The sequence below is a fragment of the Mesorhizobium sp. Mes31 genome (assembly GCF_024519675.1).
GTDB lineage: Bacteria > Pseudomonadota > Alphaproteobacteria > Rhizobiales > Rhizobiaceae > Mesorhizobium.
This window is the reverse complement of the sequence record NZ_JALJRL010000004.1, coordinates 365,647-388,863: the sequence shown is the minus strand read 5'-3', so window position 1 is coordinate 388,863 and position 23,217 is coordinate 365,647. Positions and strand designations below refer to the sequence as shown.

Below are 23,217 nucleotides of genomic sequence, written 5' to 3'. Positions count from 1 at the left end.
ACCGTGGTTCTTTAAGATTCCCTGACCAGTGAAGCTACGAATGTCAGTACCGGATCATCGGGCTCATGAATTGCGAGGCGTGCATGGTTGGCACATCCTGATGATCGATCTCAGGCATCCGCGACCGGCGCCTTCGCCTGCGGGGGACGCTTTCCGCGCCTGCCGCTGATCTCCCACCTCTTGTGGAACCACATCCACTGACCAGGGTCTTCGCGCACCCAGCGTTCGACCACGTCGTTGAGAAGCTGGGTGGTGGCGTGGACGTCGACGCTGCCGTCGGCGGTGCGCGGCAATGTCAGTTTGTCCTCGATCTCCAGCCGGAAGCGATTGCCTGGCAGCCTGACGCAGCGTGCCGGATAGACGTCACAGTCGTAGTGACGGGCAAGGGTGCCCAGCACCCGGTTGCTCTGACAGGGACGGCCGAAGAATGTCGTGTCCAGGCCATTGGAGAATTTCTGGTCGACAAGGACGCCGATGTTGCCGCCGTTTTCCAGCACCCCCGCCAACGCAAACGAAGCGCCGGCCATCGATGGCAGCAGCGCTCCCATGGTCGAGCGGCGCGTCGACAGGATATAGTCGGCAAGGTAGGGGTTGTTGGGCGGGCGAAACAGCGCCGTGATGTTCATGCCGAAGGTCGCCGCCGCCACCGGCAGCAGTTCGAAATTGCCGAGATGGCCGGTGAAGACGATATGCGGCTGCTTTTCGGCCGCGATCTCGGTGAAGTGCTCTACTCCCTTGACCTCGACGCGGCCGGGCTTGGTGGCGGCTGGGTCATAGTCGAACAGGGCATCGAGGAAGATATACTCGGCGGCGAGCCGGGCCATGTTGCCCCACATGTCGGAGGCGATGGCCTGGATCTCGTCTTCGCTCTTTTCCGGATAGGCCTTGCGCAGATTGTCGACGGCGACCTGATGACGCCCCACCCTGGGGCCGATAAGGCGCGCCACGCGATCGGAGAAATTCAGCGCACTGTCGGCCGGCAGCAGGCGCAGTATCGAGATGATCATCATCGCCGCGCGCGCAACCACCCAGTAGTTCAACTGGCGCAGCTGCCGACCGTAGCGATACCTTATATCCCGACGAAGCTTCTTGAACACAGAGGTCAAGGCTTTAGCCGACGCGCAGGATGATCTTGCCGAACACGTCCCGGCCTTCCATGCGCTTCAGCGCGGCATCGATGTCGTCGAAGCCGACTTCGGTGTCGATGACCGGTGCGACCTGTCCCGCCGCCATCTTCTGCATGGCGTTGGCCATGTTCTCCATGCGGCAGCCGAAGGAACCGAGCAGTTTCAATTGCTGCTGGAACAACTGCATCAGGTTGATCTGCGTCGATACGCCCGAGGTCGAGCCGCAGGTTACCAGGCGGCCGCCGCGCTTCAGGCACAGCATCGAGCCGGCAAAGGTGTCGGCGCCGACATGTTCGAAGACGACATCGACGCCCTTCTTCTTGGTCAGCTTGCGCACGACGCCTTCGAAACGGTCTTCCCGATAGTTGATCACATGGTCGGCGCCGAGCGCCTTGGCCTTGTCGATCTTGTCGTTCGAGCCGACAGTGGTGATGATCGTGCAACCCATCCGCTTCGCCAGCTGGATGGCCGCCGAGCCGATGCCGGATCCGCCGGCATGGACAAGGATCGTCTCGCCGGGCTGAAGCCTGGCATTGTCGAACAGCATGTGCTCGACCGTACCGAAGGTGACGGGCGCCACCGCGGCGCCGATATCGGTCACGCCGGGCGGCGCGGGGACGAGCAGGCGCGCCGGCAGGTTGATCTTTTCCTGCGCGAAGCCGTCGAGATGGAAGCCGTGAACGCCCGAAACATGTTCGCACAGATTGTCGCGGCCTTCGCGACAGGCCCGGCAAAGGCCGCAGGTGCGCGCGCCGTAGATCGACACCAATTGTCCGGGCAGGAGGCCGGAAACGCCGGGACCGACCGACTCGACCTCACCGGAGGCCTCGGCGCCGACGACCAGCGGCAGCTTGCGTTTGGCGAAGGCCATGCCGCGCCAGCCCCAGACATCGATGTGGTTCAGCGCTACCGCCTTGATGCGCAGCGTGACTTCGCCGAGCGCGGGCGGCGGCGGGGGCGGCAGGTCCACCGTTTCAAGGCGGCGGTCCTCGATGAGTTGCAGTGCGCGCATGGAGCCCGTCGGTTCTGTTGAGCGGAAAGCGCTCGCTTAGACCGGTTCCCGCGCCATGACAAGGCAAGTGTTCTGGCCGCCAAAGCCGAAGGAGTTCGACAGGACGGTGCGAACCTCGGCGTTGCGCTTCTTGTTCGGCACCACGTCGAGCACGATCGCCGGGTCAGGATTGTCGTAGTTGATGGTCGGCGGAATGACGCTTTCGCGCATGGTCATCAGCGAGAACGCGGCCTCGACAGCTCCGGCCGCCGACAGCGTGTGGCCGATCATCGACTTGTTCGATGAAACCGGCATGGAGCTTATGCGCTCGCCGAACACGGTCGACAGCGCCAGATGTTCCATCTTGTCGTTCTCCGGTGTCGACGTGCCATGGGCGTTGACATAGTCGATCTCGTCTTCACCCAGGCCGGCATCGGCGAGGGCGGCGCGAACCGCGGCGATGGCCGGCGAAGCGTCCGGCTTCGAGCGGGTGCGATGGAAGTCGTCGGCCTTCTCGCCGCAACCGCCCAGGATGCCGAGGACAGTCGCGCCGCGAGCCAATGCAGCCTCGAGCGATTCCAACACCAGCGCCCCGGATCCCTCGGCCAACACGAAGCCGTCGCGATCCCTGGAGAAAGGCTTCGATGCCTTTTCGGGGATGTCGTTGTGCGTGGAGAGCGCCGAAAGCAATGAAAAACGGATCAGCGCCTCGGCGGTCGCAGAACCGTCGGCGCCGATCGACAGCGCACGGTCGCATTCGCCGCGTCGGATCGCCTCGACACCGAGCTGGATCGCGGTGGCACCCGAAGCGCAAGCCGTCGATAGCGTGATCGGCAGACCGCGTGTGCCAAGCCGGTCGGCAAGGCGGTCGGCGATCGAACCGAACTGGGTGGTCTCGAAAATATCCAGCTCTTTCAGGCTGCGCGCCACCCGAAGCAGTCTTTCGGCGGCGGTGTCGTCCTTATCCTTGTCGGAATTGTAGAGCGAGAAGCGCTCGGCCCAGTCGAGCTCGACCGGCGGCGATGCGAGGAAGAGCGGTCCGCCGAAATCGCTGGAATCAAGACCGGCTTCGGCCACCGCTTCGACGCCCGCAAGCTCGGCCAGCTCGTAGGTGAGTGGGCTGGCACCTTTCGAACTCGACGCCAGAAAATCGACCATGCCGGAGATGCGGGTGTTCAGTTGATCGATGGGAAAGCGGGTGATCGGGTGAATGCCAGACTTGCCCGAAGTCAGCGCCGCCCAATTGTCGGTTTTGCCGACACCAAGGGAGGTCACCACGCCGATGCCGGTGACGGCGACGATCGGCCTGCCCATGTGATCATTCAGATTGGCCATCCGGTAGCCCTCGAGCGTTATCGTTGCAGCATGGAGCGTGGAGCGCCGCCTTAGGCGGCGGTGACCAGCGCCATGCCCTCGAATTGGTGATAGCCGATCGCCGTTGCAAGGACGGTTGCGGGAACGCCCTCGAAAGGCTTCTCGGCGGCGGCATCAAAAACAGGGTAAGCGGCCTTGTGGTCGACAGCCAGTGCAGCCAGCGCCACGGCGAAAGGAAACTGCGCTTCCTTCATGTGTCCGGTCAGCGTCGAGAAGCCGCGCGCGGCGATCGCCGGATTGGCATCGAGCGCTGCTTTCTCCGCGATGGTTGCCGCATGAGCGCCCGACGCGCCTGAGATGGCAAGCAGTTTGCCGTTCGGCAATGCCACCTGCTTGAGCAACGCGGCGATCTCGGCGTCGAGTTCTCCCTGCCGCCGCCTGGCGCGGCCTGAGACGACCGGCCCGAGTTCGGCATAGATCTTGCGCCCCCGGCTTGTCGCGTGCTCGCGCTGTTCGAGCACCAGGAAGGCACCTCCCGATCCGGTGACGACGCCGCCACCCTCGGCACCCTGTCTTTGCCAGACAGGTTTCCAGGGGCCGCGATGCAGGTAGCCGGCGAGCTCGTAGCCGAGCAGCATGTCGGAATGTTCGGTCTGGAAGGCGCCGCCGACCAGGATGTGCGTCGACTGGCCGGAGCGGATGCGCGCGGCGGCAGTCTCGACGGCGGCGACACCTGCACCTTCCTCGCCCATGAAGGTCCGCGACGACCCCGTCACCTTGTGGACGATGGAGATGTTGCCGGCGAGCAGGTTGGAGAGCTGGGCTAGGAACAGCGTCGGCCGCAGCTCGGTGGTCAGCTTCTCGTTGAGCAGCACGTCGCGGTCGTTACGGCTTTCCGAAGCGGCGAGAATGGCAGCATCGACCGCCTCGTCACGCTCGCCACCACCGGCGGCCACCACCATGTCCATGGTCGCGCAGAGCTCGTCATTGCCCTTGATGCCGGCGTCGTCCAGCGCAAGTCCTGCCGCATAGGTGCCGAGCCTCTGCCACGTTTCCATCTGGCGCTGGTCGCCACGCTTGGCGATCTGCAGGTTCCAGTCGATCTCGGGCAGCGGATGGACGGTGTAGGGCGCGAACCGCGCGGTTTCGAGCACCGGCTCCAGGCCCGATTGCGCGAGCTTGTGCCAGTGCGCATCCGAGCCCTCTCCCAGCGAGGAGACAAGGCCGATGCCTGATATGACGACGTCGTGGGGGCTGCTCATGGGCGGCTTTGTGGGTCAGGCGGTGGAGCGCGTCAAGATCGCGCTCGACTGACGTCAGGCGTTCTTGGCGGCGACCAGCGCGTCGATCTTGGCGCACAGGTTCTTCATGACGAAGTAGTCGTCGGTCGAAGCCTTGCCGTCATTGACTTCCTGCGTCCACTTTTCCAGCGGCACCTTGATGCCGAATTCCTTGTCGATCGCGAAGACGATATCGAGGAAATCGAGGCTATCGATACCGAGATCGTCGATCGTGTGGCTTTCGGGGGTGATGGTGTCGATATCGATCTCGCTGGTGTCGGCAATGATCTTGGCGACTTTGTCGAACGTGGTGGACAAGGGCTTTTCCTTCTTTGCGGGCGGAATCTGTCCGCATCTTGTTTGGGCGCTGTCTAATCGGTTTTTCCCGGCAGGAAAAGGCCTGATGCGCCGGGCGCAGATGGGAAGCCTGCTCTGCAAAGGCAAGAAGGGCCGCCGGCTGGCCCGGCGGCCCTTCCCATTACGTTACGTCAGCTCAGCTGTCGCGGAGCTTGACGAGGTCGTTCAGCAGTCCGCCCGTTCCGTTGTGGACGGTCAGCCGCTCGACCTTGCCGGCGATGGTCTCCAGGGCCTCGAGCTCCTTCAGGCGCAGCATCACCGGGTTCTCCGCCATCACCCTGGCCGTGTTGAGCAGGGAACGCGTGGCGTTCGTCTCCTCGCGGCGGCGGATGATGTTGGCCTCGGCCTGCTTTTCGGCCGACACCACCTGGTTGAGGATCTCGCGCATCTCGCCCGGCAGGATGACATCCTTGAGCGCGATATCGCTGACCTCGACCCCGATCCCGGCCATATCGGAGCGGACCTTGCCGGCGGCCTCCTCGTCGATCGTCACCTTCTTTTCAAGGATCTGGTCGAGCGTCAGCGCGCCCAGCGTCTTGCGAAAGGCGTACTGCAGGGCGCGGTAAAGGGCTTCGGAGAAGTCCTTCACGGCGCTCACCGCCTTGACCGGGTCGACGACCCGGTATTCGGCGGCGATGTTGACGCGGATCGTGACGCGATCCTTGGTCAGCACTTCCTGCCCGGCGACGTCGAGCGACTGGCGCTTGAGGTCGACGACCTTGATCTGCACCATGCGTCCGACGTTCCAGAAGCCATGCACGCCCGCGGCAAGCGTCCGCACGAGGACACCGTCGATGAAGAGCAGCCCGGCCTGACCGTCGACGACCGGATGGACGGACATCAACTCCGTCTTCCGGGCCTGGCCGAGCCGGCGCATGACCGCTGGATCGATGGCGAGATCGGCCGACGTGTCGATCATCGTCACCTTCCACGGCCCGGCATCCGTCCACAGCACGAGCTTGCGGTCCGGCGCCAGCACGGCATGCAGGTTGCCGTCCCGCTCGATGATTGCGACGTCCGTGCGCCCGGTGCGAACGACGGTGAAATGACGCGCGGCCACATCCGGGAGCTTGTCGAACAACGCCTTCTCGTACGCCGAAACGAATTCCGGGTTCTTCAGATCGTGCCGGGACACTTCAAGGCTTCCGCGCCGGTTGGCGAGCCAATGTTCGCCCGGCATCAGTACGGCCTTGATCTCACCCTTGTGGAGGGTGAGGGCACGTTCGTTTTCCCTTACGAGGACGCGCTCGCGTCCAAGAACCTTATCGAGAACAGTCATTGTCTTACTCCTGTCGGGCATGGCCCCATGCGAGGCGTCAAGTCATGCGTCGATCTTCCCTTTCGTTTCTCGTTCATGTCGTCATGGTCCGGGCACGAATGATCCGGGGACTGGTGGCATCAATCCGTGGCGGACCTTCGGGAGCGGATCGCGAGGCAGCGAAGCGGGCGCCGAAGGCCTTGGCCTCCCTTGCCGGCAACGCTGTGCCTTGATCGTCACCGCGGGCCTGGCCGCGAGCCGATGGCGTCGGACCTGTCGATACGGCCTCGGCCCGAAGGCTTCGGACGTCCCGTCAGGTCTTCAGCATTCCAGTCCCCGGACCGTTTTTCAGATAACACCGTGGCAGGGTGCTGGCTTATCAGGCCAATGGAGAAGGATTCGAACCTTCGACAATCAGAACCTAAATCTGATGCTCTACCAAACTGAGCTATCCGTGGTGCAGACAGCAGGAATCGAACCTGCGACCTCCGGACCCAAATCCGGCGCTCTACCCCTGAGCTACATCCGCGACCCCAATCCCCAAAGCGGCGCCGTATACAGGGCGGCAATGCCGCCTGCACGGGCGGAGACGAAAGCTCCAGCCGTTGTGCTCACTTCGGTTCTCGTGACCGGGAGCGCGGCTATAGAGCCTGCGACGGGTTGTCGCAAGCGGCATTGTCGGGGCGAATTCGCGGCTTTTTTCAGTGGTGGCAATTCGGCAACACTGCTGGTGCGATGCCAGCCTTCAGAACGTCACGCGGCCGAGTACGCGCAGGCCGTCGCCTTGTGGCTCGACGACCACCGCTTCGCCCTCGCGCGGCGCGACCCCGGTCAGCGCGACGATATTTTCGAGATGAGTGACCATGACCAGATTGTCGGAGCCGGAATAGCCGCGGATCTCGGTCATGATGGCCGCGATCTGGGCGGCTTTCTCCTTCTCGTCGGTTTTCAGGAGATCGAGCGGCGCGAAGGGCTTCGGTTCGGCCTCGAAGGCGATGCGGGCAGTGTCGAGGCACCGGCAATAGCGACTGGACAACACGCGATCGATCGGCGCGGCACGGGCGGCAAACAGGGCGCCGATCTTGCTCGCCTGCTGCTTGCCGCGTGCCGACAGGTTGATCTGGGTGGCACAGTTGTCGATGTCGAAATTGGCCGGGTCGGTGGTGCCGGTGACCATTGCGTGGCGAAGCAGCACCACATGGCCGCCGTCACGCAACAGCGCCCAGCCGGCATCCGTCGCACTGGCCGCCGTGGGCACGGCGAGCAGAAGCAAAGCCAGCACAAATCGAATCATCGGCTATCCTTCTGCGGTTCCGGCAATGGGTTCCGGGTGACAGGACATATAGGGACGGTAAAGCCGGACGAAAGACAAGGCGCGGTCGGCGGGAGCCCTACTTCTTGGCCATCTGCTTCTTCACCAGATCGATCTTCTGGTCGGTGAGCGGAATGGGAATCGTGTAGCCGGCTTCGGTGAAACCCTGCTTGGCGCTCTCGAAGAACTCGATCGCCTTCTGATATTCGGCCTTGCCGCCGCCATAGCTGGCCCGGTTCCAGTGGATGTCGCCGAGATTGTTCTGTTCGAAGGCCCATTGCATGGGCTGGCTTTCCCTGGTGAAAACCTTCAGCGCCGCCGTGAAGGCGGCCTCGGCATCGCCAAGATATTTGTCGGTCCGCTCGAGATTGCCAAGATTGAGCAGGCTCATGCCGATGCCGTTCTGGGCGTTGGCCCAGTCGATGGGCGCAGCCTCGAGGGTCAGCACTTCAAGCGCTGCCCGACGCGCCGCGACGGAATCGGCCAGGGTCTTGGGATCGGCATTGCTCATGCTCAGCCAGTGCAGCGCCGAGCCGAGGCCCGCCTCGCTCAGCGCCCATTGCCGCGGGTTCGTCTCTCGCTTGTATTCGCGCAACGCATCGCGATAGGCGTTGACCGCCTCGCTGTAACGGTCTGGCTTGTCCGTCAGGCCACCAAGAAGCTGCAGCGTGTTGCCGAGATTGTAGTGGCTCATGGCCCAGTCGAGGGGAAATGCCCTTCTGGTGTAAACCCGGCGGGCCGCCTGAAATGCGGCGGCCGACTCTTCGAGCCTGGCCGGGTCGCGGGTGCGCTGGCCCAGCGTCTGGTAGATCGAACCGAGGTTGTTCTGGGCCGACGCCCAGTCCATCGGAAAACGCTGCCGGGTGAACACCGTCAATGCGTCGCCATAGGCCGCCGCTGCCTCCTCGAGCGCGCCGGTGCCCATGTCGAAGCGGGCGACACCGCTGAGCGCATTGCCGAGGTTGAGCCGGCTGGTCGCCCACGATACCGGGAAGGTTTCCCTGGTTCGTACCTGAAGCGCGGCGCGGAAGGCGTCGGCCGCCTCGTTGATCTTCGCCTTGTCGTTGAGCTGAATGCCGAGCGACACAAGCGTGTTGCCGAGATTGTTCTCGACCATCGCCCACTCCACCGGCGCCTTTTCGCGCGTGTATTCCTCGAGCGCCAGCCGGTAGGCCGCTTCCGCTTGTGTCAGATGCTCGCCGGCGGGCTCACGCTCGGAAAGCGCGTACAGCGCGATACCGAGATTCATCTGCGAGGCCGCCCAGTCGAGTGGTACCTTGTCGCGCGGCCGCTTCTCCAGCGTGGCGCGCATTGCCGTCACCGCTTCATTCAATCGCTTCGGGTCGCTCTGCCGTTCGCCGAGCTTCAACAGCACATTGGCCAGATTGTTCTGTGCGGCGGCCCAGTTGAGGTCGTCCTTCTCGCGTTCGAAGACGACAAGCGAATCGCGAAAGATCCGGGCCGCTTCTTCGAGATGCGCCGTTTCGGTCTCGCGCTCGCCGATCGTCTGCAGCACCACCGCCATGTTGTTGCGGGTGATCGCCCAGTCGCGGTTCTGTTCGCCATTGGGGATGAAGTTCAGGATGATGCGGTAGGCGTCGATGGAACGCTGCAGCGCATCCAGGTCGCCGGTCGCATAGCCATAGCCGTTCAGCGCCTCGGCTTCCTGGTTCTTGTAGTTCCAGCGCAGCTTGTCATCCCACTTCTCGACCAGCGAAAACGCCTTGGCGTAGTCATTTGCGGCGGCTTGGTAGTCGAAGGCCAGCGCCGAGGCATCGGCCCGCCTGGCGTAGATAGCGGCATCGGCAAGGCGTTTCTGCTTGACCAACGCCTCGGCCTCGTCGACCGCGTTGCCGGTCTGCTCGACCCGGCCGACGGCCTCATCGAGGAATTTGCGCGCCGTCGCGATCGCGCCCTGGCCGATGGCCTTGTCAGCGGAGGCAACCAGGCGCTTGATCTCCGGATCGTCGGTGCGCAGCGCGGCGCGCTCGGATATCATCTTCTTCAGGCGCTCGGCCTGGGCGTCCAGCAGCTTTTGCAGATCGGTCGGATCCTCCGGCATCTTTTCAGCGCCCAACGCCTTGAGCACGCCATAGAGTGCGTCGAGCGGCACGCCGTCCTGTAGCGAAGCCAGTTCCACCTGCGCCCGTTTCGGGCCGGGCAGGTCGGAGATGGTCAACAGCAGCTGCCGTCTTTCGCCAGTGATCAGCCCGTCGTCGCCGGTCGGTTCGGGTGGCGCGATGCCGAAATAGAGCAGCCGGCGCAGGCTCTCATTGACCCAGGGACGCTGCTTTGCCTTGGTGTCGAGATAGACTTCCTCGGTCACCATGCGCATGACCGAGCCGAATTCCGTGCCTTTCATCGCCGCGAGATGGCGCAGCAATGCCGCCGCGTAGGGGCTGTTTTCGCCGGCGGCGCCATCGAGCGCCGGGCGGCCGGGCTCGGCGGCAAAGCCGACCACGGTGCCGAGGCTTTCGTCCGTCGCAGTCGTGTTGCCGAGGGCTTTCGCACCGCGCACCGGCTCCAGTCCGCCAGCACCAATGGGCGAAGCCGAAGCGGTTGGTGCGCGCCGTACCTGGGCATCCGGCGGAAACGGATTGGTGCGACAGGCATCGAGCAGGATGATCGTCACCGGCACGGTCTTTTTCAACGCGTCCATGACGATGGAAATTGGCACCAGAGCCTGGTCGGCGTCCTTAAGCGATGAAACGTCGGCATCGACCGGCACCAGATAGTTCTCGCCGCCGGCCTCGATGCCGTGGCCGGAATAATAGACGAAGGCGACGTCGGCGCCTTCGGCATCCTCTGTGAAACGTTCCAGGTCGCGCTTCAGCTTCGCGGCATCACGATCGGTGACGCTGCGGGCGTCGAAGCCGAGATCGGTCAGCATCTTGGCCATGTCGCGGGCGTCGTTGGCTGGGTTGGGAAGGGCGGTGATGTGTTCGTATTTCGACTGGCCGATGATCAGCGCCACGCCCTTGAGGTTCTTCGTTTCGGCAGCCTGAAGCGTCGTCGCGGCAAGGCAAAACAGCGCGGCGACGAAAGCTGTCAGCCACGCCTGCTGGAAAAGATGCTGTCTTGAAGTTTCGACAAAAGTCATTTGTCGTTTCGTGTCCGCCCTGAAGATCGCAAGCCCTCTATAACGCTGCCAGTCTACCATGATCAAATTCGGGCATGATCAAATTCGGGCGCGATCAAATTCGGGCGCGATTGCGCCGCGACCGTGGCTCGCCTATCCCTGAAAAATGTCTCCGCTCACCGAAACCGTCCTCTTTGTCTTCAGTCTTGTCGCGCTCGGCTATCTCGCCGGGTTTACCGGCTATCTGAAGCCGGCGAGCGGCGAGGGGATAGCCGATTTCGCGGTCAGCGTGGCGATGCCGCTGCTGTTGTTCCAGACGATGGTGACGTCCGATTTCCACGGCGTGGCGCCGTGGCCCCTCTGGGGTGCGTATTTCACTGCGGTGGCAATCACCTGGGCCGCCGGCCATTTCGTCACCACGAGGATATTCGGACGGGATGCACGCGCCGGCGTCGTCGGTGGCGTGTCGTCGGCATACTCCAATGTCGTCCTGCTGGGCGCTCCCTTCATTCTTGGCATATTCGGCCCGAGCGGCTTCGAAGTGCTGTCGCTGCTGGTCTCCGTGCACCTGCCGATCATGATGATGGCCTCGATCGTCCTGTTCGAGATGTTCGGCCGGGGCGGTGGCGAACCAGTGCACCCGCTGCGCATCATCAGGAGTTTCCTGAGGCGGCTGTTCATCAACCCGCTGATCATCGGCATTCTGGCGGGGCTCGCATGGCGCCTCGGCGGCGCGCCGCTGCCGGACCTCGTCATGCGGCTCGTCAATGCGCTGGCCGATACAGCCGGGCCGGTGGCGCTGTTCGCCATGGGGCTCAGCCTGCGTCGCTTCGGCGTTTCCGGCAATGTCCGGCCTGCACTGGCACTTTCGGCGCTGAAGCTGTTCCTGATGCCGGCGCTGGTCCTCGCACTTGTCTGGTTGCTCGGCCTGCCGCCGTTGACGGCCAAGGTGGCCGTCGTGGTGGCGGCACTGCCGTCGGGCGTCAATTCCTATCTCATCGCCGTCCAGTTCAACACCGGGCAGGCGCTGGCGTCGAACCAGATGACCATCGCCACGGCCTGCGCTGTCGTCACCACCGCCTTCTGGCTGACGGTTGTCGTCCACGTCTTCGGCTAGGGTATGTCGATATTCAGGTGAGGCCGGCCTGCGAACGGCGGGCGCCTGTGCTTCCGGTACTCACGTACCCAAATGTACGCTCCGTTCCGGTTCTCGGCCCCCGCCATTCTCGGCGCGGCCTGACCTGAATCTCAACGCCCTTGAGCGAAGCATGTCAGCCCGCTCTCGTCTGGCGCTGGCCTAACCCCTATATGCCATCTTGCGATTGCTTGCGGGCCTTGCCCTAGGTAAAGAGCAGTGGCTCCGGCGTGCCGGCTTCCATGGCACAGCGCACGCCCAGCGCAGAATTCACAGACCGGCCCGTCAGCGCCGAACGGAGGATAGACCATGCTTCAGAAAACCAGCCATTTCATGCGGCAGGCCAATCTCATCAATGGCGAATGGGTGCAGGCCGACAGCGGCCAGACGGTCGATGTCAACAACCCGGCCACCGGGCTCAAGATCGGCACCGTGCCGAAGTCGGGCAAGGCCGAGACCCGCCGCGCCATCGAGGCGGCCGAAGCCGCCTTCAAGTCCTGGCGCAAGACGACCGCTCTCGAGCGCTCGAAGCTGCTGCGCAAGCTGCATGACGCGATGATGGACAATCAGGACGTGCTGGCCGAACTCTTGACCATCGAACAGGGCAAGTCGCTGTTCGAATCGAAGGGCGAGATCGGCTCGGCCGCGGCCTACATCCTGTGGTTCGCCGAGGAAGGCCGCCGCACCTACGGTGACGTCGTGCCGTCGCCATGGGCGGACCGCCGCATCCTGGTGACCAAAGAGCCGGTCGGCGTCATCGCCGCCATCACGCCGTGGAACTTCCCGTCGTCGATGCTGGCCCGCAAGCTCGGGCCGGCTCTCGCCGCCGGCTGCACCGCCGTGGTCAAGCCGGCCTCGCAGACGCCGTACTCGGGTCTCGCCTGGGGCGCGCTCGCCGAGGAAGTCGGTTTCCCCAAGGGCGTCATCAACATCCTGACCGGTGCCGCCGGCGAGATCGGCGACGAAATCTGCGCCAACCCGCTGGTCAAGAAGATCACCTTCACCGGGTCGACCGAGGTCGGCAAGATCCTGATCCAGAAGTCTTCCGTCACCGTCAAGAAGGTCTCGATGGAGCTCGGCGGCAACGCGCCGTTCATCGTATTCGACGACGCCGATCTCGAGCGCGCCATCGCTGGTGCGATCACCGCCAAATACCGCAACTCAGGCCAGACCTGCGTTTGCACCAACCGCTTCCTGGTTCAGGCCGGCGTCTATGACAAATTTGTCGAAGGGCTTGCAGCGGCCAGCAACGGGCTGAAGGTCGGTTCAGGTCTCGAGGATGGCGTGCAGCAGGGACCGCTGATCGACGTGAAGGCGGTCGAGAAGGTCGAGGAACTGATCGCCGACGCCACCGCCAAGGGCGGCAAGGTCGTCGCCGGCGGCAAGCGCCATGCGCTCGGCGGTTCGTTCTTCCAGCCGACGGTCATCGCCAACGCGACGCCCAAGATGCGCTTCATGAAGGAAGAGATCTTTGGCCCGGTCGCGCCGGTGTTCAAGTTCGAGACGGAAGAGGAAGCCATCACGCTTGCCAACGACACCGAATTCGGCCTCGCCTGTTATTTCTACACTGGCGATCTCGGCCGCGCCTTCCGCGTCATGGAAGGGCTGAAATACGGCATGGTTGGCGTCAATGAAGGCCTCATCACCACGCCGGAAGCGCCGTTCGGCGGCGTCAAGGAATCCGGCCTCGGCAAGGAAGGCGGACATCAGGGCATCGAGGACTACCTCGACACCAAATATGTCTGCATCGGCGGCCTCGGCCTCTGATAGACTGCCCTTGGCGGGCAGGCCTATGACCTGCCCGCCCAGGATGTCAAAACCGGCCGAAATCCTCTGGATCAACTGACGTTTGCGGGCATGGCGATGAAGGACGGCGAGGTTTTCGGCACGACGCAGGCAGGCGAGCCGGTGCGTCGCTTCACGATCAGGGGCGGCGGTCTCACAGCCAACATCATCGGGCTCGGCGCGATCATCCAGGATCTGCGCCTGACCGGGCACGATGCACCGCTGGTGCTCGGCTATGACCGCCTGGAAGCGTACGAGACGGATTCGGCCTTCTTCGGAGCCGTTGTCGGCCGCTATGCCAACCGCATCCGCGACGGCCGCTTCACCATCGCCGGCAAGCGCTACCAGACTGAACGAAATTTCCTCGACAAGCACACGCTGCATGGCGGCTCGAAAGGCTATTTCCACCGGCCGTGGACAGTTTCGCTGCATGGCAGGGATTTCGTTACGCTGACCCTGCACGATCCCGACGGCACGATGGGTTTCCCCGCCGCGCTCGACGTCACCTGCACCTACCGGCTGAAGATCCCCGGCACGCTGAGCGTGGAACTGACCGCCACCTGCGAGGAACCGACGCTGTGCAATCTCACCCAGCATTCATATTTCAACCTCGATGATGGCGGCGCCGGCGATATTCTCGACCACAGGATGATGCTGAATGCCGGTGCCTACCTGCCGGTTGACGGCGACATGATCCCGACCGGCGTGGTCAAGCCGGTTGACGGCACGCCCTTCGATTTCCGCCAGGCACGGCCGCTGCGCATGGAGACCGAGGGCGAGCAGCTGCCTTACGACCAGAATTTCTGCCTTGCCTCGACGCGCGGACCGCTTCGGCAGGCCGCGTGGGTGCAAGCGGCGACCTCCGGTGTCGAGATGGAGGTCTGGACCACGGAGCCTGGCGTCCAGCTCTATACCGGCCAGTACGTGACACCGCGCGCGGGATTGGAAGGGCGAAACTACAAGGCCTTCTGTGGCTTCTGCCTGGAGCCGCAGGTATGGCCGGATGCACCGAACCGGCCGTATTTTCCGCAGGCGACACTGTGGCCCGGCGAGGCCTATCACCACGTGACGGAGTACCGCTTCCGCCTGCCTTAGCCCTCGAACGCTGCCCGCAGCGTCTCGAACGGCGCCAGCGCACCGCGAACCTGTACCACGGCGGCCGCGACGCGATGGGCGCGGCGTGCGGCTTCCAACGGGTCATGGCCGGCAAGACGAGCCGCAAGATAGCCGCCATTGAAGGAATCGCCGGCGCCCGTCGTATCGACGGGAGCGGCGACATGGATTGCAGCGCTTTCGCGCAGCGTCCCGTTTGCGGCAATCAGCGCCGGCGCTTCGCCATTCTTGACGACGACTTCGCCGACCAGTTGCCCGATCCGGTCAGCAGTCGCCCGCGGCGCCTTGTCATCAAACAGCATCTGCTCGTCGGGGAAGGTCGGCAAGGCGATGTCGGTGACGGCAAGCGCTTCGACGATCACCGCTTGCGCATCCTCGCGCCCGCGCCAGAGCCGCGGCCGGTAGTTTGGATCGAAGGCGACAGTCGAGCCCGCCGCCCGCGCCTTGGCCACGGCCGCCAGCAACGCGGCGCGCGCGGCATCGTCGAGAATTGCCAAGGTGATTCCGGAAAGGTAGACAAGTGATTGATTCTCAAGGTTTTTCAATAGTGCCGCCGGATCGGAGGCGAGCTGCCGGGCAGCGGCATCGCCGCGCCAGTAGGTGAAGGAGCGCTCTGCACCGTTCAACGTGATGGCGTAGAGTCCGGGCCGTGCCCCCGGTATGACCGGGCTGGAGCCTATGCCGATGCCGTTTTCGGCGAAGAAGGCGATCTGGCCTTGCGAGAAGGGATCATCGCCGAAGGCCGAGACATAGGTTGCCGGCCGATCGCCACTCAACGCATGCAGCGCCCACAGCGTGTTGAACGTGTCGCCGGCAAAGCCCATGCGCCAGTTCGGGCCAGTCTGACCCGACAGTTCGAGCATGCATTCGCCGATCGAGGCAACGCCGTTTCCCGCCATGCACAGTCCTCCAGTGACTTCGGTGCTGTAGCTTTTTGCCGCCGGCAGCGCCATGCTTGGCAAGCGGGCTTTTTTCCGCCACAGCGTTTTCCCACAGGCTGGCGGGATGTGATCCGCCTGGCAGAACGTTGTCTGCAGAAGAGGAACCGGTTTGGCATCACTATGGCGTTATCTTCTGGCAGGTCTGGGTCTGGCTGCTTTGCTGGCTGGCATTCTCGCCGTGGTCTACCTGACGGCGCCGCGATCGTCGCAGCCTGCCGGTCCGGATGTCTCGCGGACGAAGCCGACCGACAACGGGCTGTTCGTGGCAAGCTTCGCGCCGGAGCGGGGCGTTGTGCGACTGGGCGAACTGGAATCCTGGCTGCTGACCCTGAAGACAAAGACCGGAGCGCCGGTGGAAGGCGCGGCGATCGCGATCTCCGGGGGCATGCCGCAGCACAATCACGGCCTGCCGACCAGCCCGCAGGCGACCGACTATCTTGGCGACGGGCGCTATCGGATCGAGGGGCTGAAATTCACGATGAGCGGCTGGTGGCAGCTGCATTTCGCCATCTCGGCCACCGCCGGTTCGGACACGGTGCTGTTCAACGTGGTGCTGTGAGCGGCCAATGAAGCGCCTTTCATGTGTTCTGGCGCTGATGGTGGCCGTTGTCCTCACCGGTTGCGGCAAGCCGGACTTTTCCGACGCAGAGAAGCAGACCATCGCCTCGCTGACGTTGTCGAGGCTGCCGCCGCTCAAACCCGACACCACCAACCGTTTCGCCGATGTGCCGGCGGCCGCGGCACTTGGCTCGACGCTGTTCTTCGACGTGGGGATGAGCCGCGACGGCACGGTGTCGTGCTCGACCTGCCACAAGATCGACCGTCAGTTCCAGGACGACCTGCCGCAAGCGGTGGGCGTCGGCCACACCAACCGGCGCACCATGCCGCTGGCCGGCGTGGCGCGCGATCCGTGGTTCTTCTGGGATGGCCGCCGCGACAGCCTTTGGGCGCAAGCGCTGACGCCGCTCGAAAACCCGCTGGAGCAAGCGGGAAACCGCGCCGCCTACGCCCATTACATCAAGGCGCGCTTCGGCGAGCGCTATGAGCGCATCTTCGGGCCGCTGCCGGATCTTTCCGGCATGCCATTGAACGCCAGCCCGCTTGGAACCGATGCCGACAAGGCTGCCTGGAACGCGATGAGCGGTGCACAGCGCGACGCGATTAACGGCGTCTACGCCAATATCGGCAAGGCGATCGCCGCCTTCGAACGCTCGATCGAACCAGCGCCGACACGCTTCGACCGCTTTGCGCTGGACCTCGTCGCCGGCGCCGAACCGAAAGGCGATGCCGTCTTTTCCAACGATGAACTCCTTGGGCTGAAACTGTTCATCGGCAAGGCCAATTGCGTGACCTGTCACAACGGCCCGCGCTTCACCGACAACGGCTTTCACAACACCGGCGTGCCCCCCGTCGCGGGCTTGCCGCCGGATCGCGGACGCATCGATGCGGTAAGCCAAGTCGAGGCCGATCCGTTCAACTGCTTCGGCGCCTTCCGTGACGGCGACGTCAGTGCCTGCGGTGAACTGCGCTTCATGGTCAAGTCCGCACCTGAACTCATCCGCGCTTACAAGACGCCCTCGTTGCGCGGCGCCGCAACGCGGCCGCCCTACATGCATGCCGGGCAGTTTTCGTCGCTCGACGAGGTGGTGGCGCATTACGCCAAGGCTGCCCCGAGCGTCGAGGGCGTGTCGGAGGTCCATCCGCTGGAGCTTTCAGACCGCGAACGCGGGGCGCTGGTGGCCTTCCTGAAGACGCTGTCCGAATGATCTGGATCTATTCCGAAAGCCGGCTTCCACTTTTCGGGATCATGGTCATCGGTCCTTGACCGTCTCCATCGCCACGAAAGTCGAGGTCTGGGCGACGTGGGGCAGGGCCGAGATGCGCTCGCCCAGCACGCGCCGATAGGCGGCGATGTCCCTGGTGCGGACTTTCAGCAGGTAGTCGAAGCTCGATGCCATCATGTGGCACTGCTCGATCTCCGGCACGGCCTGCACGGACCGATTGAAGGCGTCGAGCGCGGCGGAACGGGTATCGGACAATTTCACCTGGACGAAGGCGACATGGCCTTCGCCCATGCGCTCTCGGTCGATGATTGCCTGGTAGCCCCTGATGAAGCCGTCCTTCTCCAGCCGCTTCACCCGCGCCTGCACCGGCGTCTTCGACAGGCCGACCTTTGCCGACAGTTCGGACATCGAAAGCCGGCCATCGCTTGCCAATGCCGACAGGATATTCCGGTCGATGCGGTCCAATTGGTCTTCTGTCATCGAAATTATAGTCCATCCTTCGACTTTGGAAGGTCATGATAGATAGAATGACCTGCCATGTCGATTTCTTTGGACCGGCTGAAATTTCGGAGCTGTGCTAGCTTGCGCCATTCGGTCCGGTGGCCGCCGGCCCGATCCCCTTTGCTCGATCCACGGGACCGCCATGCAAGCGCTCGATGCCATCCGACAGCAGATCCGCGCCAACTATTTGCCCGACGAAGACGAGGCCGTGAAGCGGCTGGCCGAGGCCACAGAACTCTCGGCGAAGGACCGCAAGGCGATCTCGGCCCGTGCCGCGGATCTGGTGCGTGCGGTGCGCGGCTCTTCTGATCCGCGGCTGATGGAAGTGTTTCTTTCCGCCTACGGCCTTTCCACCAAGGAAGGCGTGGCGCTGATGTGCCTGGCCGAGGCGCTGTTGCGCGTCCCCGACACCGAGACGATGGACGATCTCATCGCCGACAAGATCGCGCCGCACGACTGGTCGGCGCATTCCGGCGGCTCGAGCTCGATCTTCGTCAACGCCTCGACCTGGGCGCTGATGCTGACCGGGCGTGTCCTGGACGAAGGCGAGGGCGGCATCGAAGGCACGCTGCGCTCGATGGTGCGGCGGCTGGGCGAGCCGGTCATCCGCAAGGCGGTGGCGGCCGCCATGCGCGAGATGGGCGAGCAGTTCGTGCTCGGCCGCAGCATCGCGGAAGCCGTCAAGCGCGGCCGGCCGATGACGCAGAAGGGCTACCTCTATTCCTTCGACATGCTGGGCGAGGCGGCCCGCACCGAGGCCGATGCGCTTCGCTATCACAAGGCCTATGCCGACGCCATTTCCTCGCTTGATGCCGGCTCCAACGGGCCGGATATTCGCCAGAACCACGGCATCTCGGTCAAGCTTTCGGCGCTGCATCCACGCTACGAGGTGGCGCAGAAGGAGGAGATGCTGCCTGTCATGGCCGAGCGGCTGCTGTCGCTGGCTCTCGCAGCCAGACATTCGCGCATGGGCCTCAACATCGACGCCGAGGAGGCCGATCGCCTCGATCTGTCGCTCGACGTCATCGAGCGGGTGCTGGCCGAGCCGGAACTGGCCGGCTGGAATGGTTTTGGCGTTGTCGTCCAGGCCTATGGGCCGCGCGCCGCCTTTGCCATCGACTGGCTCTACGCGCTGGCCAAGAAGTATGACCGCAACATCATGGTGCGGCTGGTCAAGGGCGCCTATTGGGATACCGAGATCAAGCGCGCGCAGACGCTTGGGCTCACAGGGTACCCCGTCTTCACCCGCAAGGCCAACACCGACGTTTCCTACATGGCTTGCGCCAAGAAGCTGCTGTCGATGACCGACCGCATCTATCCGCAATTCGCCACGCACAACGCCCACACGGTCGCCGCCATCCTGTCGATGGCCGGGAATCGAGACTCCTTCGAATTCCAGCGCCTGCATGGCATGGGCGAAGCGCTGCACGAGACGGTGCGGCAGGCCGAAGGCACGCGCTGCCGCATCTATGCCCCGGTCGGCGCGCATTCGGACCTGCTTGCCTATCTGGTGCGCCGGCTGCTGGAGAACGGCGCCAATTCCTCCTTCGTGCATCAGCTGACCGACGAGGACGTCGAGCCGGAGGACATCGCCCGCGATCCGCTCGAGACGGTCGAGAGCCAGGGTCCGGCCGCCAATCCGGCGATTGCCCGGCCTTCCCAGATATTCGGCACCGGCCGCCGCAACTCGAAGGGTTTCGACATCACCGACACGGTGACGCTGGCGGCGATCGACAAGGCCAAGGCGGCATTCGCTGGCCCCGATCGCTGGCATGCCAAGCCGATCACGCGGGCGGCCGGCTACGGCAAGCAGCGCCCGATCGTCAATCCGGCAAAGCCTGACGAAGTGGTCGGCACGATCAGCGAAGCCGCCGCCAAGCAGGTGGCGACCGCCGTGCGCTTCGCCGTGGAAGCACAGCCGGCCTGGGCCAAACGTCTCGTCGCCGAACGTGCAGCTATCCTCAACCGCGCCGCCGATCTCTATGAGGCGAATGCCGTCGAGTTTTTCGCGCTCGCCACCCGCGAGGCCGGCAAATCGCTGGCCGACGGCGTCGCCGAGGTGCGTGAGGCGGTGGACTTCCTGCGCTACTACGCCGCCGAGGCGGCCAATGCCGAGACAGGCACGCAAGCGCGCGGCGCCATCGTCTGCATTTCGCCGTGGAATTTCCCGCTCGCCATCTTCACCGGCCAGATCGCGGCGGCGCTCGTCACCGGCAATTCGGTCATCGCCAAGCCGGCCGAGCAGACGCCGCTGATTGCCTTCCGCGCCGTCGAACTGCTGCGCGAGGCCGGCGTGCCGGAAGACGTCATCCAGCTTCTGCCCGGCGATGGCCCGTCGGTCGGCGCGCCGCTGACCGCCGATCCGCGCATTGCCGGCGTCTGCTTCACCGGTTCGACCGAGGTCGCCAAGCTGATCGAAAAGCAGCTGGCCGAGACCGCCGCACCGGATGCCATGCTGATCGCCGAGACTGGCGGATTGAATGCGATGATCGTCGATTCCACCGCGCTGCCTGAGCAAGCGGTGCGCGACATCCTCGCCTCGGCCTTCCAGAGCGCCGGCCAGCGCTGCTCGGCGCTGCGCGTGCTCTATGTGCAGAAGGACGTCGAGAAGAAGATGCTGGAGATGCTGAAGGGCGCCATGGAAGCGCTCAGCATTGGCGATCCTTGGCACATTTCGACCGATGTCGGCCCAGTCATCGATGACGAGGCGCAAAGCTCGATCCGCGACTACTGCGCCAAAATGGGGCTGCAGGGCCGGCTGATCGCCAAGCTGGAAGCACCGAAGGATGGGCGCTTCGTCGCGCCGCATGTCTTCCGGGTCAAGGGCATCGAGGAGATGGAGCGCGAGGTGTTCGGGCCGGTGCTGCATGTCGCGACGTTCGATGCCGACCAGATCGACGCGGTGATCGCCGCCATCAACCGCAAGGGCTATGGCCTGACCTTCGGCCTGCACACCCGCATCGAGGGCCGCGTGCAGCATTTCGTCGATGGCATCCATGCCGGCAACATCTATGTCAACCGCAACCAGATCGGCGCCGTCGTCGGTTCGCAGCCGTTTGGCGGCGAGGGGCTGTCCGGCACCGGGCCGAAGGCCGGTGGCCCGCACTATCTCCGCCGCTTCCGGAAAGGGCCGGAGGCCGGCACGCATCTCGCCGAGGGCCACAAGGTGACGGCGACGGAACTCGCCGACAATCTGCCCGATCCCGCGCTTGGCGGCTGGTCGACGCGGCCCGACCGGGTCGCCATCCTGAGGAAGCATCTGCGTGGCAAGGGGGCTGCGGCCATCGGGGCCGCCGCCGGCATCGATTTCGGCCAGGTCGACCTGCCCGGGCCGACCGGCGAGGCCAACACGCTGTCGCTGTCACCGCGCGGACGGGTGCTGTGTCTCGGTCCCGATGCCGACACGCTGCTGGCGCAGACCATCCAGGCGCTCGCCGCCGGCAATGCGGTGCTCGCGGTGGCGCCAGGCGCACCGGCGGCGCTCTCCGCACTGACCGGCAAGGGCCTGCCCCTGGCCGCCATCGACGGCCGCCCGGATCCGGTCGAAGCGCGCTCGCTGCGTGTCGATGTCGTCGCTTTCTCGGGCACGCCCGAGGCTGCACGCGTCGTGCGCAAGGTGATTGCCGATCGCAGCGGACCGATCGTGCCGCTGGTCAGCGAGGTGCTCAATCCCGCCGCCTATGCGCATGAACGTGCCGTCTGCGTCGACACCACGGCAGCCGGCGGCAATGCCAGTTTGCTGGCGAGCGCCTGACCTTGGCCTAAGCGCCCTCGACGACGGAAAAGCCCTCGAACTGCGGGTGACCGAGATAGTGGACTTTTGACGTGCCGACATTTCTGTGGGCGGCGCGGAAATTCTCCGACCTGGTCCAGGCGACGAAATCATCGTGGCTCGCCCATACTGTGTGCGAAGCAAACAGCGTGTAGCCCTCGGCCTCGTTGACCGGGCCGCGCAGCAGATGGAATTCCCGGAAGCCTTTCATCTCCGAAAGGCTGGAATCGCGGTTCTTCCAGACGGCTTCGAAATCGTCTTCCGAGCCGTTCTGCACCTTGAAGCGGTTCATGGCGATGTACATCGGGTTCCTTTCAACATTGGTGGATTGCAACGATTGATGGATGGTTGAGACGGCGAGGCGGAAGCCCTCAAAACGGACCGATTGCCCCGGTGAAGACCAAACTGTTGCCGACTTTCGGCGGGATGGGCGGGAAGGGCGCCGCCTTGCGGACGATGCCGAGCACCACCTGATCGAAGTTTTCCGATCCGGAGCTTTGCAGAATGCGCAGGTCATCGATGCCGCCACGGCTACCAATGACGAATGTCACAACGGCATTGTTGCGGGCGGTCAGTTGCACCGAGGGCGGGACAGCACGATTGACGCGGCTCAGCTTTCGGATGACGTCGCCGCGGTAGCTGTCTTCTGTGGCACTGCCTGCCTCTTTCTGTTTCTTGCCCTTGCTGGCTGCCTGCGCGAGCCGGTCCTGGCCATCCGCCGTGCCCCGCTTTTCATCCGCTGTCTTTGAAAGGGCAGTTGCCGGACTTGGCCTGGCGCTGGGGATCGGCGGCTGTTCTGGAACCGGGGCAGGCGTCTCGGTGCGTTCGGACCGAGCAATCGGCTGTGCCGGCGTTTCAGTCTTGGGAGCCAGGCTCTGGTTGTCGGGACGCGGGGCGCCAGCCACCAATATGTCAGGCGTGACCGTTGGCTGTTTGGCGGGTTCCGGCAAAGGTTTTTGGGGCTGCTTCGTTGCTTCCTGCACCGGCCGTGAGGGTTCTATTGGCGACGCCGGCTTGGCCGGCTTTGCTGGCTGTGGGTTGGTCGGTCGCGGGTTCGGCACCAGCGCAACATTTATTGCCGCCGGGCCCTTATCCAGCGCGCTGCCGACCACATTGGCGCCCGACTGATCGCGGCCTTCCGACTGCATGGCGTTACTGGAATCGAATGTCCCTGGAGGCGAGATCAGAAAAGCCGCCGCCACGGCGGCATGGAGCAGGCAGGAGATGACGATCGCCGCCGCCCACTTGCCGTTCCAGGCCGCTGGCCGTGCCTGCGCGAGCGGCTCGGCCGGCGCTATCGCCAGCGCTGCGCCGGCTTCGGGGTGAGGACTGATTGCACGCATGTCGTGGGGCGAGACCTGCAGCGACCCATGCGGAATTGTCAAATCAAGATCGCTTGGTCCAAACGGCAACGCATGGGAGCCGGCCAGCGGCCATGCCACGGTATTCTGCGTGAATGCCGGGTGCA

18 protein-coding genes and 2 tRNA genes are annotated in these 23,217 nt (G+C 64.3%); 6 read left to right on the top strand and 14 right to left on the bottom strand.

All coding sequences use genetic code 11. From position 1 onward, the window contains the following. Window positions 1–110: 110 nt before the first annotated feature. The 10 genes from NR193_RS09710 to NR193_RS09665 form a co-directional block, all read right to left on the bottom strand. Complete coding sequence (locus NR193_RS09710) at window positions 111–1,097, bottom strand: lipid A biosynthesis lauroyl acyltransferase (RefSeq protein WP_256750694.1); 987 nt, start codon at window positions 1,095–1,097, stop codon at window positions 111–113. Window positions 1,098–1,110: 13 nt separating this feature from the next. Further along, a complete protein-coding gene (locus NR193_RS09705) occupies window positions 1,111–2,139 on the bottom strand; it encodes a zinc-binding dehydrogenase (protein ID WP_256750641.1) in 1,029 nt (342 codons plus the stop codon). Between the two features lie 36 nt (window positions 2,140–2,175). After that, complete coding sequence (locus NR193_RS09700; RefSeq protein WP_256750640.1) at window positions 2,176–3,453, bottom strand: beta-ketoacyl-ACP synthase; 1,278 nt, start codon at window positions 3,451–3,453, stop codon at window positions 2,176–2,178. 50 nt (window positions 3,454–3,503) lie between these two features. Then, window positions 3,504–4,694, bottom strand: a complete 1,191-nt coding sequence (locus NR193_RS09695; protein WP_256750639.1) for a beta-ketoacyl-ACP synthase — start codon at window positions 4,692–4,694, stop codon at window positions 3,504–3,506. A gap of 54 nt (window positions 4,695–4,748) precedes the next feature. After that, window positions 4,749–5,030 carry an acyl carrier protein gene (locus tag NR193_RS09690; RefSeq protein ID WP_006335407.1) on the bottom strand — a complete coding sequence of 94 codons (282 nt, stop codon included), beginning with the start codon at window positions 5,028–5,030 and terminating at the stop codon, window positions 4,749–4,751. A gap of 175 nt (window positions 5,031–5,205) precedes the next feature. Continuing rightward, window positions 5,206–6,348 carry a slipin family protein gene (locus tag NR193_RS09685; protein ID WP_256750638.1) on the bottom strand — a complete coding sequence of 381 codons (1,143 nt, stop codon included), beginning with the start codon at window positions 6,346–6,348 and terminating at the stop codon, window positions 5,206–5,208. A gap of 363 nt (window positions 6,349–6,711) precedes the next feature. Then, a tRNA-Leu gene (locus NR193_RS09680) sits at window positions 6,712–6,780 on the bottom strand. A 2-nt stretch (window positions 6,781–6,782) separates the two neighbouring features. Beyond that, window positions 6,783–6,856, bottom strand: a tRNA-OTHER gene (locus tag NR193_RS09675). Between the two features lie 216 nt (window positions 6,857–7,072). Then, a complete protein-coding gene (locus NR193_RS09670) occupies window positions 7,073–7,621 on the bottom strand; it encodes a histidine phosphatase family protein (protein WP_256750637.1) in 549 nt (182 codons plus the stop codon). A gap of 97 nt (window positions 7,622–7,718) precedes the next feature. Continuing rightward, window positions 7,719–10,739 (bottom strand): caspase family protein, encoded by a 3,021-nt coding sequence (locus tag NR193_RS09665; protein WP_256750636.1) that lies wholly within the window; start codon window positions 10,737–10,739, stop codon window positions 7,719–7,721. A 145-nt stretch (window positions 10,740–10,884) separates the two neighbouring features. Here NR193_RS09665 and NR193_RS09660 point away from each other — a divergent pair, with 145 nt between their 5' ends. The 3 genes from NR193_RS09660 (at window position 10,885) to NR193_RS09650 (ending at window position 14,733) form a co-directional block, all read left to right on the top strand. Continuing rightward, the gene (locus NR193_RS09660; RefSeq protein ID WP_256750635.1) at window positions 10,885–11,835 is read left to right on the top strand and encodes an AEC family transporter; all 951 of its coding nucleotides are present in this window, start codon (window positions 10,885–10,887) and stop codon (window positions 11,833–11,835) included. Between the two features lie 327 nt (window positions 11,836–12,162). After that, window positions 12,163–13,620 (top strand): NAD-dependent succinate-semialdehyde dehydrogenase, encoded by a 1,458-nt coding sequence (locus tag NR193_RS09655; RefSeq protein WP_256750634.1) that lies wholly within the window; start codon window positions 12,163–12,165, stop codon window positions 13,618–13,620. Window positions 13,621–13,710: 90 nt separating this feature from the next. Continuing rightward, window positions 13,711–14,733, top strand: a complete 1,023-nt coding sequence (locus tag NR193_RS09650) for an aldose epimerase family protein (protein ID WP_256750633.1) — start codon at window positions 13,711–13,713, stop codon at window positions 14,731–14,733. On the opposite strand, the gene NR193_RS09645 is transcribed toward NR193_RS09650, so the two are convergent. Beyond that, on the bottom strand, window positions 14,730–15,650 hold the full coding sequence (locus NR193_RS09645; RefSeq protein WP_256750632.1) for a sugar kinase: 921 nt from the start codon (window positions 15,648–15,650) through the stop codon (window positions 14,730–14,732). The two genes, NR193_RS09650 and NR193_RS09645, sit on opposite strands and share 4 nt — an antisense overlap. A gap of 151 nt (window positions 15,651–15,801) precedes the next feature. Here NR193_RS09645 and NR193_RS09640 point away from each other — a divergent pair, with 151 nt between their 5' ends. Then, on the top strand, window positions 15,802–16,251 hold the full coding sequence (locus tag NR193_RS09640) for a FixH family protein (RefSeq protein WP_256750631.1): 450 nt from the start codon (window positions 15,802–15,804) through the stop codon (window positions 16,249–16,251). 7 nt (window positions 16,252–16,258) lie between these two features. Beyond that, the gene (locus NR193_RS09635) at window positions 16,259–17,458 is read left to right on the top strand and encodes a cytochrome-c peroxidase (RefSeq protein ID WP_256750630.1); all 1,200 of its coding nucleotides are present in this window, start codon (window positions 16,259–16,261) and stop codon (window positions 17,456–17,458) included. 45 nt (window positions 17,459–17,503) lie between these two features. On the opposite strand, the gene NR193_RS09630 is transcribed toward NR193_RS09635, so the two are convergent. Next, window positions 17,504–17,956, bottom strand: coding sequence for an Lrp/AsnC family transcriptional regulator (locus tag NR193_RS09630; protein WP_256750629.1), 453 nt, complete (start codon window positions 17,954–17,956; stop codon window positions 17,504–17,506). Window positions 17,957–18,119: 163 nt separating this feature from the next. Between NR193_RS09630 and putA the strand changes: the two genes are divergently transcribed. Further along, window positions 18,120–21,731 (top strand): bifunctional proline dehydrogenase/L-glutamate gamma-semialdehyde dehydrogenase PutA, encoded by a 3,612-nt coding sequence (gene putA, locus NR193_RS09625; RefSeq protein ID WP_256750628.1) that lies wholly within the window; start codon window positions 18,120–18,122, stop codon window positions 21,729–21,731. A gap of 7 nt (window positions 21,732–21,738) precedes the next feature. Here the strand turns inward: putA and NR193_RS09620 are convergent, their stop codons facing one another. Together NR193_RS09620 and NR193_RS09615 are read right to left on the bottom strand one after the other, a co-directional pair. Next, the gene (locus NR193_RS09620; protein WP_256750627.1) at window positions 21,739–22,053 is read right to left on the bottom strand and encodes an antibiotic biosynthesis monooxygenase; all 315 of its coding nucleotides are present in this window, start codon (window positions 22,051–22,053) and stop codon (window positions 21,739–21,741) included. 67 nt (window positions 22,054–22,120) lie between these two features. After that, entirely contained in the window at window positions 22,121–22,861 is a 741-nt protein-coding gene (locus tag NR193_RS09615) for a TonB family protein (RefSeq protein WP_256750626.1), read from the bottom strand. Window positions 22,862–23,217 lie beyond the last annotated feature (356 nt).